The sequence below is a fragment of the Sphingomonas sp. BL-S-30 genome, from assembly GCF_055521475.1.
This window is the reverse complement of sequence record NZ_CM145481.1, coordinates 1,779,165-1,794,181: the sequence shown is the minus strand read 5'-3', so window position 1 is coordinate 1,794,181 and position 15,017 is coordinate 1,779,165. Positions and strand designations below refer to the sequence as shown.

At 65.0% G+C, this 15,017-nt stretch carries 14 protein-coding genes; 5 read left to right on the top strand and 9 right to left on the bottom strand.

What is annotated here, in order from left to right:
- Positions 1-99 precede the first annotated feature (99 nt).
- Together ACZ1I5_RS08245 and ACZ1I5_RS08240 are read left to right on the top strand one after the other, a co-directional pair.
- Positions 100-582: a GreA/GreB family elongation factor gene (locus ACZ1I5_RS08245; protein WP_465173211.1), complete on the top strand. Its 483-nt coding sequence runs from the start codon at positions 100-102 to the stop codon at positions 580-582.
- Between the two features lie 77 nt (positions 583-659).
- On the top strand, positions 660-1,040 hold the full coding sequence (locus tag ACZ1I5_RS08240; protein ID WP_465173210.1) for a DoxX family protein: 381 nt from the start codon (positions 660-662) through the stop codon (positions 1,038-1,040).
- Here ACZ1I5_RS08240 and ACZ1I5_RS08235 read toward each other — a convergent pair whose 3' ends face one another.
- Complete coding sequence (locus ACZ1I5_RS08235; protein ID WP_465173209.1) at positions 1,041-2,003, bottom strand: hypothetical protein; 963 nt, start codon at positions 2,001-2,003, stop codon at positions 1,041-1,043.
- A gap of 1 nt (position 2,004) precedes the next feature.
- A complete protein-coding gene (locus tag ACZ1I5_RS08230) occupies positions 2,005-2,682 on the bottom strand; it encodes a DUF3108 domain-containing protein (RefSeq protein WP_465173208.1) in 678 nt (225 codons plus the stop codon).
- 264 nt (positions 2,683-2,946) lie between these two features.
- Between ACZ1I5_RS08230 and ACZ1I5_RS08225 the strand changes: the two genes are divergently transcribed.
- On the top strand, positions 2,947-3,213 hold the full coding sequence (locus ACZ1I5_RS08225; RefSeq protein WP_465173207.1) for an acylphosphatase: 267 nt from the start codon (positions 2,947-2,949) through the stop codon (positions 3,211-3,213).
- A gap of 9 nt (positions 3,214-3,222) precedes the next feature.
- On the opposite strand, the gene ACZ1I5_RS08220 is transcribed toward ACZ1I5_RS08225, so the two are convergent.
- The 3 genes from ACZ1I5_RS08220 to ettA are packed head-to-tail and all read right to left on the bottom strand — an operon-like array spanning position 3,223 to position 5,934.
- Positions 3,223-3,669 carry a nucleoside deaminase gene (locus ACZ1I5_RS08220; protein WP_465173206.1) on the bottom strand — a complete coding sequence of 149 codons (447 nt, stop codon included), beginning with the start codon at positions 3,667-3,669 and terminating at the stop codon, positions 3,223-3,225.
- A 49-nt stretch (positions 3,670-3,718) separates the two neighbouring features.
- Positions 3,719-4,255 (bottom strand): CYTH domain-containing protein, encoded by a 537-nt coding sequence (locus ACZ1I5_RS08215; RefSeq protein WP_465173205.1) that lies wholly within the window; start codon positions 4,253-4,255, stop codon positions 3,719-3,721.
- Positions 4,255-5,934 carry an energy-dependent translational throttle protein EttA gene (gene ettA / locus ACZ1I5_RS08210; RefSeq protein ID WP_465173204.1) on the bottom strand — a complete coding sequence of 560 codons (1,680 nt, stop codon included), beginning with the start codon at positions 5,932-5,934 and terminating at the stop codon, positions 4,255-4,257. Before ettA ends, ACZ1I5_RS08215 begins: the two co-directional genes overlap by 1 nt.
- A gap of 242 nt (positions 5,935-6,176) precedes the next feature.
- Between ettA and ACZ1I5_RS08205 the strand changes: the two genes are divergently transcribed.
- Together ACZ1I5_RS08205 and ACZ1I5_RS08200 are read left to right on the top strand one after the other, a co-directional pair.
- Positions 6,177-7,508, top strand: a complete 1,332-nt coding sequence (locus ACZ1I5_RS08205) for a M20/M25/M40 family metallo-hydrolase (protein WP_465173925.1) — start codon at positions 6,177-6,179, stop codon at positions 7,506-7,508.
- Positions 7,509-7,638: 130 nt separating this feature from the next.
- Positions 7,639-7,875 (top strand): hypothetical protein, encoded by a 237-nt coding sequence (locus ACZ1I5_RS08200; RefSeq protein WP_465173203.1) that lies wholly within the window; start codon positions 7,639-7,641, stop codon positions 7,873-7,875.
- 377 nt (positions 7,876-8,252) lie between these two features.
- Here the strand turns inward: ACZ1I5_RS08200 and mgrA are convergent, their stop codons facing one another.
- The 4 genes from mgrA to ACZ1I5_RS08180 form a co-directional block, all read right to left on the bottom strand.
- Positions 8,253-9,296 (bottom strand): L-glyceraldehyde 3-phosphate reductase, encoded by a 1,044-nt coding sequence (mgrA, locus tag ACZ1I5_RS08195; RefSeq protein ID WP_465173924.1) that lies wholly within the window; start codon positions 9,294-9,296, stop codon positions 8,253-8,255.
- A gap of 99 nt (positions 9,297-9,395) precedes the next feature.
- Positions 9,396-10,865: a tryptophan halogenase family protein gene (locus tag ACZ1I5_RS08190; protein WP_465173202.1), complete on the bottom strand. Its 1,470-nt coding sequence runs from the start codon at positions 10,863-10,865 to the stop codon at positions 9,396-9,398.
- A 1-nt stretch (position 10,866) separates the two neighbouring features.
- A complete protein-coding gene (locus ACZ1I5_RS08185) occupies positions 10,867-11,601 on the bottom strand; it encodes a DUF6445 family protein (protein WP_465173201.1) in 735 nt (244 codons plus the stop codon).
- A 157-nt stretch (positions 11,602-11,758) separates the two neighbouring features.
- The gene (locus tag ACZ1I5_RS08180; protein WP_465173200.1) at positions 11,759-14,917 is read right to left on the bottom strand and encodes a TonB-dependent receptor; all 3,159 of its coding nucleotides are present in this window, start codon (positions 14,915-14,917) and stop codon (positions 11,759-11,761) included.
- Positions 14,918-15,017: the final 100 nt, after the last annotated feature.

Here is a 15,017-nt window from a genome sequence, read left to right as displayed (position 1 = left end):
TCGCCCCGGGCTTGTTCTGGGGTCCATCGTGCCGCACACCTATCGTTCCGCGCCTGCGGAACAGTGGATGCCGGAACAAGTCCGGCATGACGGAAGATCATGGACCGCCCCAACTACATCACCCCCGCCGGCTACAAGACGCTGAGCGCGGAATATACCGCATTGCTGAGCGACGAACGCCCCAGGCTGGTCGAGGTGATCTCCTGGGCGGCCGGCAATGGCGACCGCTCCGAGAACGGCGATTACATCTATGGCCGCAAACGCCTGCGCGAGATCGACCGGCGGCTCGGGTGGCTGGCCAGGCGGATGAAGGCAGCGGTGGTGATCGATCCCGCCGCCCAGCCCGACCACGCGCGCGTCTGGTTCGGCGCCACCGTCACCATTGCCGATGAGGACGATGTCGAACGCGTGCTCACCCTGGTGGGCGATGACGAGACCGACGCGGCGATTGGCCGGATCGGCTGGAATGCCCCCCTCGCCCGCGCCCTGCGCGGATCGGCGGTCGGCGATCTGCGCCGGGTAGCCCTGCCCGCGGGCGAGCGGGAATATGAGGTGATCGCCATCTCCTACCCGGCAACCTAGCGTTTCCGGCGGGCCGATTGACGGCACTCGCCCATCATGAAACGATCGGGCAACGAAACGACCCGAGAGGAACCGTCATGCCGATCCCCGCGACCTGGTCTTCCCAGCTTCTCAGCCTCCTGCGCATCGTTGCCGGCCTTGGCTTTCTCCAGCACGGCGTCTCGAAATTCTTCGGCATTCCGCCCTTCCCCATGCCGCTCAATCCGTTGCTGACCACGGCCGGCGTGCTCGAACTGGTCGGCGGCACGCTGATCGTGATCGGGCTCTTCACCCGCCCCGTCGCGTTCGTCCTGTCCGGCATGTGTGCGGTCGCCTATTTCATGGCGCATCTCCCGCAGGGCTTCTTCCCGGCCGCCAATGGCGGTGAACCGGCGATGCTCTATTGCTTCATCTTCCTCTACCTCGCAGCTGCCGGTGGCGGCGTGTGGAGCGCTGACGCGGCCCGCACCAGGGCGTGATCACCCCCTGGGGGGTGCGGGGCAAGCCCCGTTCCCGGCGAGCGCCTGTTCGAGCAGCGGCCTGACCTTGGCCGGCGGCAGATGCGCCATCTCGATCAACGGCATCGTCGTGCCGATCTTCTGCGCGAGCAGATAGCCGAGATAATAGCCGAAGCGTGGCGGGAACGGCCCCTTGCTCGGCCGGTTGAAGAAGAAGGGCGCGAAGTCCGCCTGCTCGGTGGCGTCGAACTTGGCGCGGGCCAGGCACATCGCCTCCCCGAGCCGGGGATTGACGGCGGCGGGCAGCGGTTCGGGGATGGTGAGCAGCAGCTGGCGCTCGCTCGCCCCCGGGTTCATCCGCGACGCGACATAGACCGCCATGCCTTCCTGCCATAACGAGCACCACAGCGCGTCGCAGTCGGGAAACCAGGTGGCGTGATAGAGATGGAACAGCTCGTGATCGAGGAACGGCGCGATCGTCGTCTCGTCATGGATCTTCGCAATGACGTCGGCGCCGAACACCATCACGTTCCGCCCGTTGATGGTCCGCGATCCGCCATCCATCTGGCCGAGCGAATGGACCAGATAGACCGGCATGTTGAGCTTGTAGTCGGGAAAGGTCTTGCGGAAGCGGGTCTGGCCGGTCGTGAACGCCTGGGCGAAGGCATCGGACGCGGCCGTGTATTTCACGCGGATGGTGGGAAATCCGGCCAACGCCGCCGCGACGCTGGCGTCATATTGCGCCTCGGTCCGCCCATTGGGTTGGTAGAAGCCCGGGAACAGGGTGTTGAAGCGGGTGCGGAACAACCGGACGCGTTCCGCTTCCGGCATCGCCGCCGTCTCGTCGACAAACGCCGTGAAGGCCGCGGTGTGGGAGGTGAAGTCCGCGGACGCCGCTACCGGCGCCGCTTTCTCTTGCGGCATCGCGGGTGTCGCGCTCGCCTGCACCGCCAGCGCAGCCGCCATCATCGTCGCAAGGATCACGCTATTCCAGCCCCGCGCAATCGCCGCCGAGGCGCGTGGCAAAACCCGGCGCCCGGGTACCGAGTTCGGCTCCGTCGGCCTTGGCGATGAGATAGGTGACGCGCCGGTCTGGGCCGGTGCCCGCATCGACCGTCCACGCCGCGACCTTGCCGCCCGGCGTCTCGACGGTCTCGCTGCCCGTCACACGCAGCGTGAACGTCCCGAAGCCCTTGTCATATTGATAGAAGGGCAGCGTGTACGCACCACCGTCCCCGAGCGGCAGCGCACCGAAGGTCACGCCCCAGAGATTGCCCTCCCAGACCGGTTCCGGCGCGGCCAGATCGACGGGCACCGCGACATCCTTGTCCATCCGCGATCCGGTGATCCGGCCATCGGCATAGCGCAGCCGGACATGCTCCTTGCCGAGCTTGCGGCTGTCGAAGGCGATCGGCCGCAGATCCTTGCGCGCCAGCACGAAGTGATCGCGCAGATCGAAGGCGCCGTTGGCGACTCGCTGATGGACGACGATGTCCCATGCCGGCTGCCCCGCCACCTCGGTCTGGCGAATGCTCTGCCATGTCGCGCCGATCACCGACGCGCCCGCCGGCGTCTCGCGCACGATCGCGTAACAGGCAGTGCCGGCCTTCAGCCTGTCGCCGTCAGGGAGCGCGGCGACTGCCAGCAACATCGCTACTATCATTCCTGCGTTTCCTTTGCGATCAGGCCGTATTGTTCGCGCAATACACCACGCGCAGCCGTTCGCAAAGACGGCGGCAGCGCTCTCAGAAGCCAGCGCTAACCATCTCGAAAATCAGTCATCTCACGCCGGAATCTGCTGGAATCGCGGCGAATGAGGGCGTGCCGGGCTATTGGCCGGATCGGGCGCTGTTAGGGTTTGCGCTGGCCGGGCGGGGGTCGCACGGTCGTGTAAAGCGAGAAACGACAAATGAGCGCGACACAGAGAATGATCGTGAGTGGGAAGGTGCAGGGCGTTGGTTATCGCAACTGGACGATCTGGACGGCGAATGCACTGGGCGTGACCGGCTGGGTGCGCAACGTCCAGGACGGCCGGGTCGAGATCATGGCATCGGGCGAGGACACGGCGCTGAATGCTCTGGTCGAGGCGTGCCGCCAGGGACCGCAACTCGCCCGCGTCGACGATGTCGAGGTTCAGGCGGTTGGGGAAATCCATCTCAAGGGCTTCAACAAGCGCCTCGGCATCCAGGCATAGCGGAGCGGGTCAGCCCTCGGCGATATCCTCGTTCCACAGCGCCGGATGCTCGGCGATGAAACTTGCCATCAGGTCGATGCAGCGGGGATCGTCCACCACCTCCACGCGCACGCCGCGCTCGCGCAGGAAATCCTCATTGCCGCCGAAATTCCGGTTCTCGGCGATCACGACATGGGGAATGCCGAACTGCACGATCGTGCCAGCGCACATCATGCACGGGCTGAGCGAGGTATAGAGGATGGTGTCGCGATAATGCGGCCGGCGGCCGGCATTGCGCAGGCAGTCCATCTCGCCATGCGCGATCGGGTCGCCCTGCTGGACTCGCCGGTTATAGCCTTCGCCGATGATCCGCCCGTCGCTGACCAGCACCGATCCGATCGGCAGCCCGCCTTCTGACAGGCCCTGTGCCGCAAGATCGAAGCAGCGGGTGACGAAGGGGGCATGGAGATCGCTCATCGGCGCAGGCTATCGCTCTCAACGCGTCCGGTCGAGAGCGATGAACGGGCTATCTTGGAACTACGAGGATCGCCGCGACATCGTCCAGATGCGCCAGCTGGTCGCCATTGTACCGTTGGTCGCTACTAACGTCCGCAATTGCCCATGAAGGCGCAGGCAGGCCCCTCAGCGCGGCATCGGCCAACTCGATCTCGGCCAGCTCCAGCCCCTCCAGAACGCCCTCGAACAGGTCGATACCGAAGGTCCCGTGCGGTGTTATGACGGGATAGCGCCGCTTGCTCAGGATCCTGGCAGGCAGCGAGACGAACACGTCATATTCGGCCTCGCTCAGATAGGCCGTCACGATCGGCCGCGCGAGAGGGTCGGCAGCCTCGTATTTCTTGGTCAGCTTGTGCACGACCTGTCCGGTCGCGCTGTCGGACATCCGGCGCAATCGCAGCCGCGTATCCGTGACATAACGATCCTCGATCCGGACGAACGGCAAGCCGGCCAGTTCAGGCCGGCTTGCGCGATCGACGAGGAAGCGGCGCTCCCGCTCGATATGCGCGTATTTCGGCGAGCGAGCTTCGTCGCCGCCGCCGCGCATTACCGGGTCAGCTTCTTGTACGCCAGACGCGTCGGCCGGTCGGCCGCGTCGCCCAGGCGGCGGCGCTTGTCCGCCTCATAGCTCTCGAAATTGCCCTCGAACCATTCGACATGGCTGTCGCCCTCGAAAGCGAGAATGTGGGTCGCGAGGCGATCGAGGAAGAAGCGGTCATGGCTGATCACCACAGCGCAGCCGGCGAAGCTCTCCAGCGCCTCTTCGAGCGCGCGCAGCGTCTCGACGTCGAGATCGTTGGTCGGTTCGTCGAGCAGCAGGACGTTGCCGCCCTCCTTCAGCATCTTGGCGAGATGGACGCGGTTGCGCTCACCGCCGGATAGCTGGCCGACCTTTTTCTGCTGGTCCTGGCCCTTGAAGTTGAACGCGCCGACATAAGCCCGCGTGCCGAGCTCCTGCTTGCCGAAGCGGAACACCTCGAGCTTGTCCGAAATCTCTTCCCAGACATTCTTGTTGGGATCGAGATCGTCGCGGCTCTGGTCGACATAGCCGAGCTTGACCGTCTGGCCGACCTCGATGGTGCCGCCATCGGGCTGCTCTTGCCCAGTGATCAGCTTGAACAGCGTCGACTTGCCCGCGCCGTTCGGCCCGATCACGCCGACGATGCCGCCCGGCGGCAGCACGAAATCGAGATTCTCGAACAGCAATTTGTCGCCATAAGCCTTGGTCAGGCCCTTGGCTTCGATCACCTTGCCGCCGAGCCGTTCCGGCAGCTGGATCAGGATCTGCGCCTTGCCGACCGAGCGGTTCTCCTGCTTCTCCATCAGCTCGTCGAACGCGCGGATACGTGCCTTGGACTTGGTCTGGCGGGCCTTGGGGGTCTGGCGCATCCAGGCGAGCTCGTCGGCGATCGCCTTGGCCTTGCCCTGCTCCTCGCGCTCTTCCTGCTCGAGCCGCTTCACCTTCTTTTCGAGATAGCCCGAATAGTTGGATTCGTAGGTGTAGTAGCGGCCGCGATCGAGCTCGAGCACCCAGTTGACTACGTTATCGAGGAAATAGCGGTCATGGGTCACCAGGATGACGTTGCCGGTATATTCCTTGAGGTAATTCTCCAGCCACTGGACGCTTTCCGCGTCGAGATGGTTGGTCGGCTCGTCGAGCAGCAGGATATCCGGCTTTTCGAGCAGCAGCTTGCACAAGGCGACACGGCGCTTCTCGCCGCCCGACAAATTGGTGACCGGGCTGTCGCCAGGCGGGCAACGCAGGGCCTCCATGGCCTGCTCCAGCTGGCTGTCGAGCGCCCAGCCATCGGCTGCGTCGATCTTTTCCTGCAGCTCGCCCATCTCGGCCATCAGCGCATCGAAATCGGTGTCGTCCTTGGGGTCGCCCATCTCGGCGCTGATCGCGTTGAAGCGCTCGACCATCGTCGCGACGGGCCCGGCGCCCAGCTTGACGTTCTCCAGCACCGTCTTGGTCGGGTCGAGTTGCGGCTCCTGCGGCAGATAACCGACCTTGATGCCTTCAGCGGCCCAGGCCTCGCCCGTGTAGTCGGAATCGATGCCACCCATGATCTTCATGAGCGTCGACTTGCCCGACCCGTTGGGGCCGATGATCGCGATCTTCGCGTCACCAAGGAACTGGAGGTGGATATTGTTGAGCACCGGCTTGGCGGCACCCGGGAAGGTCTTGGTCAGACCCTTCATCACATAGCTGTACTGCACGGCCATCGCCGATTGGCTCCGTCTTCTGAATGCGGGGAATTCGCTGGCGCATGTAGTGATTGCGAGGGCGATTGGCAAACCGGATCACCATCAAAAATCCGCTGGCGCGCCGCTTGTGGAAACACCGGCCTTGCTTCTAAGCGACGAAGCAACGGCCCTGCGGCTTTTCAGGGCGAACGGAGGACCCGATCGTGCGTAATCTCTCCCTTTTTGCAGCCCTTGCCGCCTCCGCCCTCGCTTTCCCGGCCATGGCGCAACAGGTCCCGCTCGATCCGGCCATCGGGAAACTGCGCGACGCAGCGCTGAAGGACGATGTCGCCTGGGACATCGTCGAGGGCCTGACCACCGAGATCGGGCCGCGCCCGGATGGATCGCCGCAACAGGCCAGGGCACGCGATTGGGGCGCGGCCAAGCTCAGGAGCCTCGGCTTCAAGAACGTCCGTATCGAGACCTATCAGCTCGATACCTGGGTGCGCGGGCTGGAGAGCGCCGAGGTGGTTTCGCCCTTCCCGCAGCCGCTGCGCCTCACCGCGCTCGGCAATTCGGGCGCCACGCCGCCCGAGGGCCTGACCCTGCCGATCATGTTCTTCCCCAGCATCGACGATCTGCGCGCAGCGCCGGACGGCAGCCTGAAAGGCAAGATCGCCTTCGTCTCCAACACCATGCAGCGCACGATGGACGGCTCCAGCTATGGCAGCCAGGGTGCCGCGCGGCGCCAGGGGCCGAACATCGCCGCGAAAAAGGGAGCGAGCGCGATCGTCATCCGGTCGATCGGTACCGATCACGGCCGCGGGCCGCATGCCGGCGTCACCAATTTCGAAGCCGGCGTCGCGCCGATCCCCGCCGCTGCCCTGTCGGTGGCGGATGCGGCGAATCTCGAACGCATGGTCAAGCGCGGCAAGCCCGTCACGCTCCATCTGCTGCTCACGCCGAAGCGGGTCGGCATGCGCGAGTCCGGCAACGTCATCGCGGAAGTGCCGGGCACCGATCCGAATGCCGGAATCGTCCTGATCGGCGGCCATCTCGACAGCTGGGATCTCGGCACCGGCGCGATCGACGATGCCTCGGGCGTCGGCATCACCACGGCAGCGGCGAAGATGCTGCTGGATTCGGGCAACCGCCCGCGCCGCACGATCCGCGTCGTCTGGTTCGGCGACGAGGAAACCGGCGGCTTCGGCGGCGAGGCCTATGCCAAGGCGCATGCCGGCGAACGCCATGCGATCGCGACCGAATCCGATTTCGGCGCTGACCGGGTCTGGCGGTTCGAGACCAACCTGCCCGACAGCGCGAAACCGGTCGCTGACCGGCTGGCGGCGGCGCTAACCCCGATCGGCGTGATCCGCGGCCAGGGTGTCGCCAATGGCGGCACCGATGTCGAACCCGTGCTCGCGACGGGCGTCGCCGGGATCGACCTCAACCAGGATGGCCTGCGCTATTTCGACTATCATCACACGCCCGAGGACACGCTGGACGTGATCGATATCGAGCAACTACGCCAGAATGTCGCCGCATGGACCGCGATGCTTGCCGTGGTTGCGAACGCGCCAGAGGAGATTGGTGCGGTTCCGGTCAAGAAATGACGGAAAACCGTGATCGAAGCTTTCTGCCAGATGAATTGCGATTGACGCACCTGCAACGTCCGCTATGAAAAGCGGCTCGTGGTAGCAATCGGGCTGGCCGCGAAGTTTTGCTATGCTTGGGAGCATCCGCATGAAGAAGATCGCCTTTGTTCTCGCCGCCGCCGGCCTGATGTCGCTCGCCGCCTGCACGAAGCCCACTCCTGCCGAGAACAACGCGGAAGCAGTGGCCGACAACCTGGACGCAGCTGCCGACAATCTTGACGCGATCGCCGACAACACGTCGAACGCTGTTGCTGCCGACGTTCTCGAGAACGCCGCCGACAACCTGCACGACGCTGCTGACAACGTCACGGCGAACGTAAAGTAATCGGCTCGGCCGGGCTTCGGCCCGGTCAGTTGTTTCGAGAGGGCGTCCCTTCGGGGGCGCCCTTTTCGTTTGCGGCCTCTCGGCGGCGCCAATCCGGCGCATTCGCCGCTTTGCGGCGCCGTTCGGCAATGGGGAAAAGCACGCCGAGACGTCCGGCAGCGAGACCATGCGAGACCCTGAGTCAGGATTGAATCATGGCCTGGGCAGGACTCCAGCACCTCGCGGCGGGGAGATATGGGACACCAGCATGTCCCATATCTCCTGTCCCCTCCGCGATGACGGCTATGGAATAATATCTTGTTATATCAAATGATTATGGAGCATCTTTGAATTCTGTCGCGCCCTGTACGACTGCCCCCTCACTCGCCTTGCACGGCCTAAAGGGTTGATGACACCTTCCAGAGATCGATCCCGCCCTCTCCCGCATATTGATCGATCTCGCGCAGCTCGGCCTCGTCGAATCCAAGCCGATTGACCGCATCGAGCGAATCATCGAGCTGTTGCACCGTGCGCGCGCCGACCAGCGCCGAGGTGACGCGCGGATCGCGCAGCACCCAGGCGATCGCCATCTGCGCGAGAGTCTGGCCGCGCCGTTCGGCGATCGCGTTCAGGGCGCGGATTCGCCCGAGATTGTCCTCCGACAGCATGCGCTGGCCGAGCGACCCGGCCTTGCTCGCACGCGCGTCCGCAGGAACGCCGCCGAGATATTTGTTGCTCAGCATGCCCTGGGCGAGCGGCGAGAAGGCGATACAGCCCGTGCCCAGCTCCTCAAGCGTGTCGAGCAGCCCGTCTTCGACCCAGCGGTTGAGCATCGAATAGCTCGGCTGATGGATCAGCAGCGGCACGCGCTCCTCGCGCAATATCGCCGCGGCCTTGCGCGTCAGCTCGGGCGAATAGGAGGAGATGCCGACATAGAGCGCCTTGCCCTGGCGATGGAGGTGGGCGAGCGCGCCCATCGTCTCCTCGAGCGGGGTTTTCGGGTCGACGCGGTGCGAATAGAAAATGTCGACATAATCGAGCCCCATGCGCTTGAGGCTCTGGTCGCAGCTCGCGATCAGATATTTGCGCGATCCGCCGACATCGCCATACGGCCCGGGCCACATGTCCCACCCGGCCTTGGAGGAAATGACGAGCTCGTCGCGATGCCCGGCGAAATCGGTGGCGAGCACCCGGCCGAAATTTTCCTCGGCCGATCCGTAAGGCGGGCCGTAATTGTTCGCGAGATCGAAATGGGTGACACCCCGGTCGAACGCGCGGCGCAGCATCGCCCTGCCCGTCTCGAACACGTCCTCGCCGCCGAAATTCTGCCACAGGCCAAGCGAGATCGCCGGCAGGTCGAGCCCGCTCCGGCCACACCGGCGATAGGGCATGCGTCCGTCATAGCGGGCGGGATCGGCGGTATAGGGCGTGGGATAGGGCACCATGAACTCCTGTGGGTCGAATCGGGGCATTCAGCGCCGGACGGGCGGCGCGGTCGCTATACCATCTCGCTCGCCGGTCGAACGCTGTTTGCGCGCCGGTTATGGCCGGTATGCGCAGTGGCGGGCAAGATAGGCGGCATGACCGGGCATGGTCTCGGCCGATTGCCTGAACAGGCCGGCCAGTCGGAGGAAATTCTGCTGCGCGCGCGGAATGTCGATCGCATCGGCCAGCGGATCCCATGACGCGGGGAGCACGCCCCGCCCGATCAGCACCGCGAGCCAATCCGCCGGACCAAAACCGTCCGCGTCGCGCGGCCGCAGCCGCCCCCGGCCACTGAACAGCTCGATCCGTCGCGTCAGGCTATCGGGCATCGCGCGCGCTTCGCCGCCAATCCGCAGGACCGGCTTTCCCTGTTCGAGCGCGACACGATGAAGCAACGCAAGATCGCGCTGCTCCTCGATCGACGCAGTCATGACTCGGTCGAACTCATCCGCTTCCGCCACGGCGGCGCCCAGGTCGGGAAACAGCGACAGGAGCGTGACGATGCCGTTGCCGGCGCTATCCAGCTCGCCGGCCTCGATCGGCTCGATCGACGCCGCGGCGGCACCCAGGGCAACGCAATTGGCGGCCCAGAACCGCTGCCTTCGTCCCCTGCGATGGATCGTGAAGCGCGGTTCGCCTTCGCCCCGGCCCAGGGTCGCAAGTGCCTCGTCATCCCCAATCTGGTCTGGAGCGTAACCAAGGCTGCGCCAGGTCCGGTGCTGCAAGGGCAACTGCCGCGACCAACCTGACCGGTGCGCGACTGCATTCGACAGCGGGGGCAGGTCCGGCAAAGCCGCCGCGTCGACCACAACGTCGCGGCTGCCGGGAAACCAGCTGCTCCAGTTCTCGAATCCAACATCCAGCGCTTCCATCAATGCCGCAGGCGTGCCGGTGCCATCGACGAAGAAATCGCCCTCGATCGAGCGCCCGTCCCGCAGCGTGACCCCGGCGATCAGCCCGCTCGCGCCGTCGCGACCGACCGAGCCGATCTCTCCGGCCGCGCACGCCACCCCCTGGGCCAGCGCCAGTGATTTGAGATGCGCGGCGTACAGCGCCGTATCGAGATGATAGCCATAATCCATCATCGCCCGCTTGTCGGCGGCGGGCCGCGCGAAACGTCCCATGGTCGCGGCGATCGCGGCGAGATTATAGTCGTCGAGATCAACCTGCTGACCCGCCGCCCGCGCGCGCAACCACAGCTGGTAAAAGGCGACCCCGCCGACATCGAGCCCGAAATCGCCAAAGGGGTGCAGATATCCGTCCGGTCGCGCGGCATCGGCGAAGCGCGTACCCAGCCGCATCGTCCCGCCGCACCGCGCCAGCATCTCATGTTCGTCGAGGCCGATCAGCGCGTGGAAATCCTTGAACGCCGGCAGCGTCGCCTGGACGGCGGCATCATCGACCGGGCAATCGATCACCGTCACGCGCATCATCGGCGTGAAGCGCGCCAGCGCGGCGGCCGTCATCCAGCCGACAACGCCGCCGCCGGCAATGACGATGCTGCGCAACCGCTGCGGCTCGCCCATCTCAGCGCGGCCGGTAATTGACGAAGATATTGGCAGTCAGCCGTCCGATACGCGGGTCGGCGACGAGCGGCTTCTCTTCGCGGATATGCCCGGAGTGAAGCAGGCAGCTGCGATAGATCGCCATCCGGTTGAACACCGCGTCGCAGCCGCCGATCCGGGCGTAGTGGCCGGTGTCGTCGCCGACATAATGCTGCGGCGGCGCTTCCTCGGCCAGCTCGCGCGCGCGCACCGCATCATAGGTCACGGCGCGTGCCTCATCGATCGTCTCATAGCCGGTCGCGCGGTGGCGGTAGAAGGAGGTGCCGCCATAATCCGGATCGCACAGATAATGCAGCAGCGCGAACTGCAGCGGATAAACCGTGTCGATATGCGGCGTGCGCTGCTGCACCGTCAACTGCTCGGGCGGGGTCGTCGTCAGCGAGAAGCTGCATTCGGCATTGGACAGCATGACATCGTCCAGGCCGAACGCCCGCTCGATCAACGGGCTGAGCGCGCGCACCACGCCTTCGACATAGTTGAGCGGTGCGGGCGCGCGGACGCCGGGATAGCCGCCTTCCGGGTTGCCCGCCGGGGTGAACGCCACCTCCCAGGTCGCATAGTCGATCAGCGCGGCCGGAGCGTTGAGCAGCCCGTCCACGATCAGCACCGGCTCCCGCACATTGCCCACGCGGTCGAGCCTCACCGTCGGGCGCGGGTTGACGCTCAGGTCATAGGTCGGGGCCGTCACGGGCGTCATCGCGATCTCATCCGCAAGGTCTATGGCGCTTGCCGAGCTCCGGCAAGCATCGGCCGGGGCCGAAAAAAGGGGCTCCAATCCCGTTGGATTGAAGCCCCAAGATTCTCCGCCGGTGGCGTTGCCTCCCGCAGCGGAGGCATTGCCGAAGGCGGGCCCCCTACCCTCCGAACTTGGCGCGGATCGAGAAGATGATGCGCCGGTCATTCATGAACCACGACCGTGGCCTGGTAATGAGATCGTTGTTGATCACCTGGGTGGTCCTGAGCGTCGAGTTGAGCAGGTTCACGCCCTGGAAGCCCATCTTGATGTTCGGTGTGACACTGTAGAACGCCGATGCATCGAGCTGGCCGGTCGATTCATTGAACACCGGCGCAAAAGGCACGATCACGTCGCGTACGGTCAGCAGATAGCGCGAGCGCCAGGAATAGGCGGCGCGGAGCTCCCACCCGCCCGCCTGATAGAAGGGCGCAATATTGAAGGTGTATTTCGACAGACCCTGCAATGGCAGCTTGCTGGTATCGACATTGGCGATGCGGCCCGCCGCGACGTCCGGATCGGTGCCGGAAAGCGTGCTCTGCCGCACACCCTTCGAATCGACATAGGTGAAGTTGGCCGCAAGGCCGAGGCCGCTGAGGAAGCCGGGCAGGAAGGTGTAGGTCTGCTGATACCCCACCTCCACGCCCTTCACGCGCCCGGTCTCGGTCGAGTTGAGCGGCGTCGTCACGATCGCCCCGAAGGTCGCCCCATTGTTGGTGAAGTTGAGCCGGTCCGTGCCGTTGGTCAGCACGCCGCGCAGGTCCTTCTTGAACAGCGAAACCGTCAACTGGCCCACGCTCGAGAAATACCATTCGGCGGTCAGGTCGTAATTGTTGGACCGAATCGGTTTCAGATATGGGTTGCCGACGTTGAACAGCGCCCTCGGCCCGCCATTGTTGACGATCGTCGCATCGGTCGTGTCGAGGAGGATGTTGTAGAAGGCGCGCGTCAGGCCGAAATCAGGCGGCGCGATCCCCTGGTTGAACGCGGCGCGGAACTGCAATCCGCCGCCCGCATCCAGCTTGACGTTCACGCTGGGCAGCCAATATTCGTACGAGAGCTTGGCGTTGATCGGTGTGAGTGCGCCGTTCTGGAACGCGTTGGCGGCAGCCAGTACAGCCGGCCCAAGCGCGCAGAACGGCGTTGGCGGCTGATTGTTCTGCGGCGGTGTGCAGGTGAAGCTCCGTTGTGGGAAGGAGTAGTAACCGCTCGCCTCGCGCGAGGTTCGCGAATAGCGCAGGCCGAGGTTACCGCTCAGGTTGAGGCCGCCATTACCGAGCCGGTTGCCGAAGCGGATCATGGCGTAGGCGGCATTGTTGCGTTCATGCACCGGATTGATTTCGCCCGGCAGGAACGGCGTTCCGGCGACCACGCCGCAGCGCTGGGCCAGCGGCACCCAGTTTTGCGGACAGCCATTGGCCAGCCGGTCACGCCATTCGTCACCGATCGCGAGACCGGCGGCGCCCGCCGCCTGATAGTTCCTGATCAGCTCGTCGGGGACGAACAGGCGGCCCGCGCCCGTTGGCAGGTTGACGGTGCCGCGGAAGAAATTCGAGAAGAGATAAGGCTCGCTCGGTCCCGGCGCGCCACCGGCGGTGTTCGGGTTGCCGTTGACTGGCTCGTCGAGCCACACCGGCCCGGTCCCGCCCCAGATCTCGCTGAGCACGCCCCAGTTATAGGACGAGAAGCGCGCGGTGTTTTCGCGATCGGAGAAGCGATAACCGGCACGGATCGAACTCAGCCAGCTGTCCTCGGGGAAGCTGTAATCGAGGTCGATGCGCGCGGCGTCCTCATTGCCGTCGCTTTCCTCGATATGGTCCATCGCGGAACGATAGAAGCTGTTGTACGGATCCAGATAGCTGCTGTGCTGCGGATTCATGTACAGCGAGCCGGCATTGCTGAGCGGCAGGAACTTCACCGTCGCCGGGTTGTCCCCATCCATATGGATTTCGGCATTCTGGAAGGTCGACGCCCAGATGCCGAAATCGGTGTTGGTCACGCGCGACTTGGTGTGCTGGTAATCCAGGTTGACGCCGAGCCGATCGGTTACCTTCCATTTGAAATTGGCGCCGTAATCGTCGGTCAGATAGCGCTGGTTCACCGAGCGGGTGATGTTGTTGCTCTGCAGGCCGTTGAGCGGCGTGCGGACATTGTCGGCCGCCCCCCATTGGTCGGCACGGTAGCCGTTCGGCGCGGTGATCGTGCCGTCCGTGAAGATGTTCTGGCTGTCGAAGCTGAAGCTGGTGCCCGGCAAAGGTTGTGAATCGCCATTGCTGGTGACGTTGTCCGTCGCGATCTCGACCGCATGCTCGGTCCAGGTCTCGCGCGAATCCGACCGCAGGAACTGGAAGGTCGCGGTCATCGATTCGTCATTGCTGCGCCACTGCGCCGCCGCCGAATAGCCGTAGCGGATGCGCTGGGTATCCGTGCTGCGGATCGCGGCGCCGCGCGGGATATAGACCACCGTGTCGCCCGGGCCCGCCGGCAGCTGACCGAAGGTGCCGTTGGCGTGGCGGGTGCGCGCGCCCCAGTTGGAAATCTGCAGGCCGTCCGAGCGCGAGAGGAGTTCAGATCGCACGAAGCTGCCCATCAGGCCGAACTCGCCGGCGCCGGTCTGCCATCGATCGCTGGCCAGCACGGAGACCGTCGGCGCCGAGCGGTGCGTGAAATCGCCGTAATTGACCTCGAGCGATCCCGCCAGCAACAGGCCCTTGGCATCGAACGGCACGCGCGTGCGGAGGTTGACGGTGCCGGCGATGCCGCCCTCGACCATGTCGGCCGATGGGCTCTTGAACACGTCGACGCCCGCGAGCAGTTCGGACGGAACGTCGGCATAGCTGAGGCCGCGCCCGTTATTGGCGGTGAAGGTGTCGCGTCCGTTCAGTTCGGAGCGGGTATAGGTCAGGCCGCGGACGACCACGCCGGACCCTTCGACTGAAAAGTGATCGGGATCGACGCCCGCCGCGAAGCGGCTGATCGCGACGCCCGGCACGCGCTGCAGCGCCTCGGTGACCGAGCGGTCGGGGAGCGCGCCGATATCCTCCGACGAGATCGAGTCGCTGACGATTTCCGCATTCTGCTTCAGCGCCTGTGCCGTCTTGAGGCTCTGGCGGATGCCGGTGACGACGATATCCGTCTCATCCTTCGACGGCGTGTCCGACGTTGTCTGTCCGGACGCGTCCTGAGCGCCAGAGGCGCGCTGAGCTGAATCCGTAACTTTGGGAGCCACTTCGGCTGCCCAGGCCGGCGTCGCCATCGAGAAAGCGCAAAGCGCTACCATCGACACGCCACTTCTCAGCGAACGGCCGATTCCGCCGCGATTCGCGATTCCATCAATGCGCGCAAGGTCACTCATCAGACCGTCCCCCTCCTGTGTTACC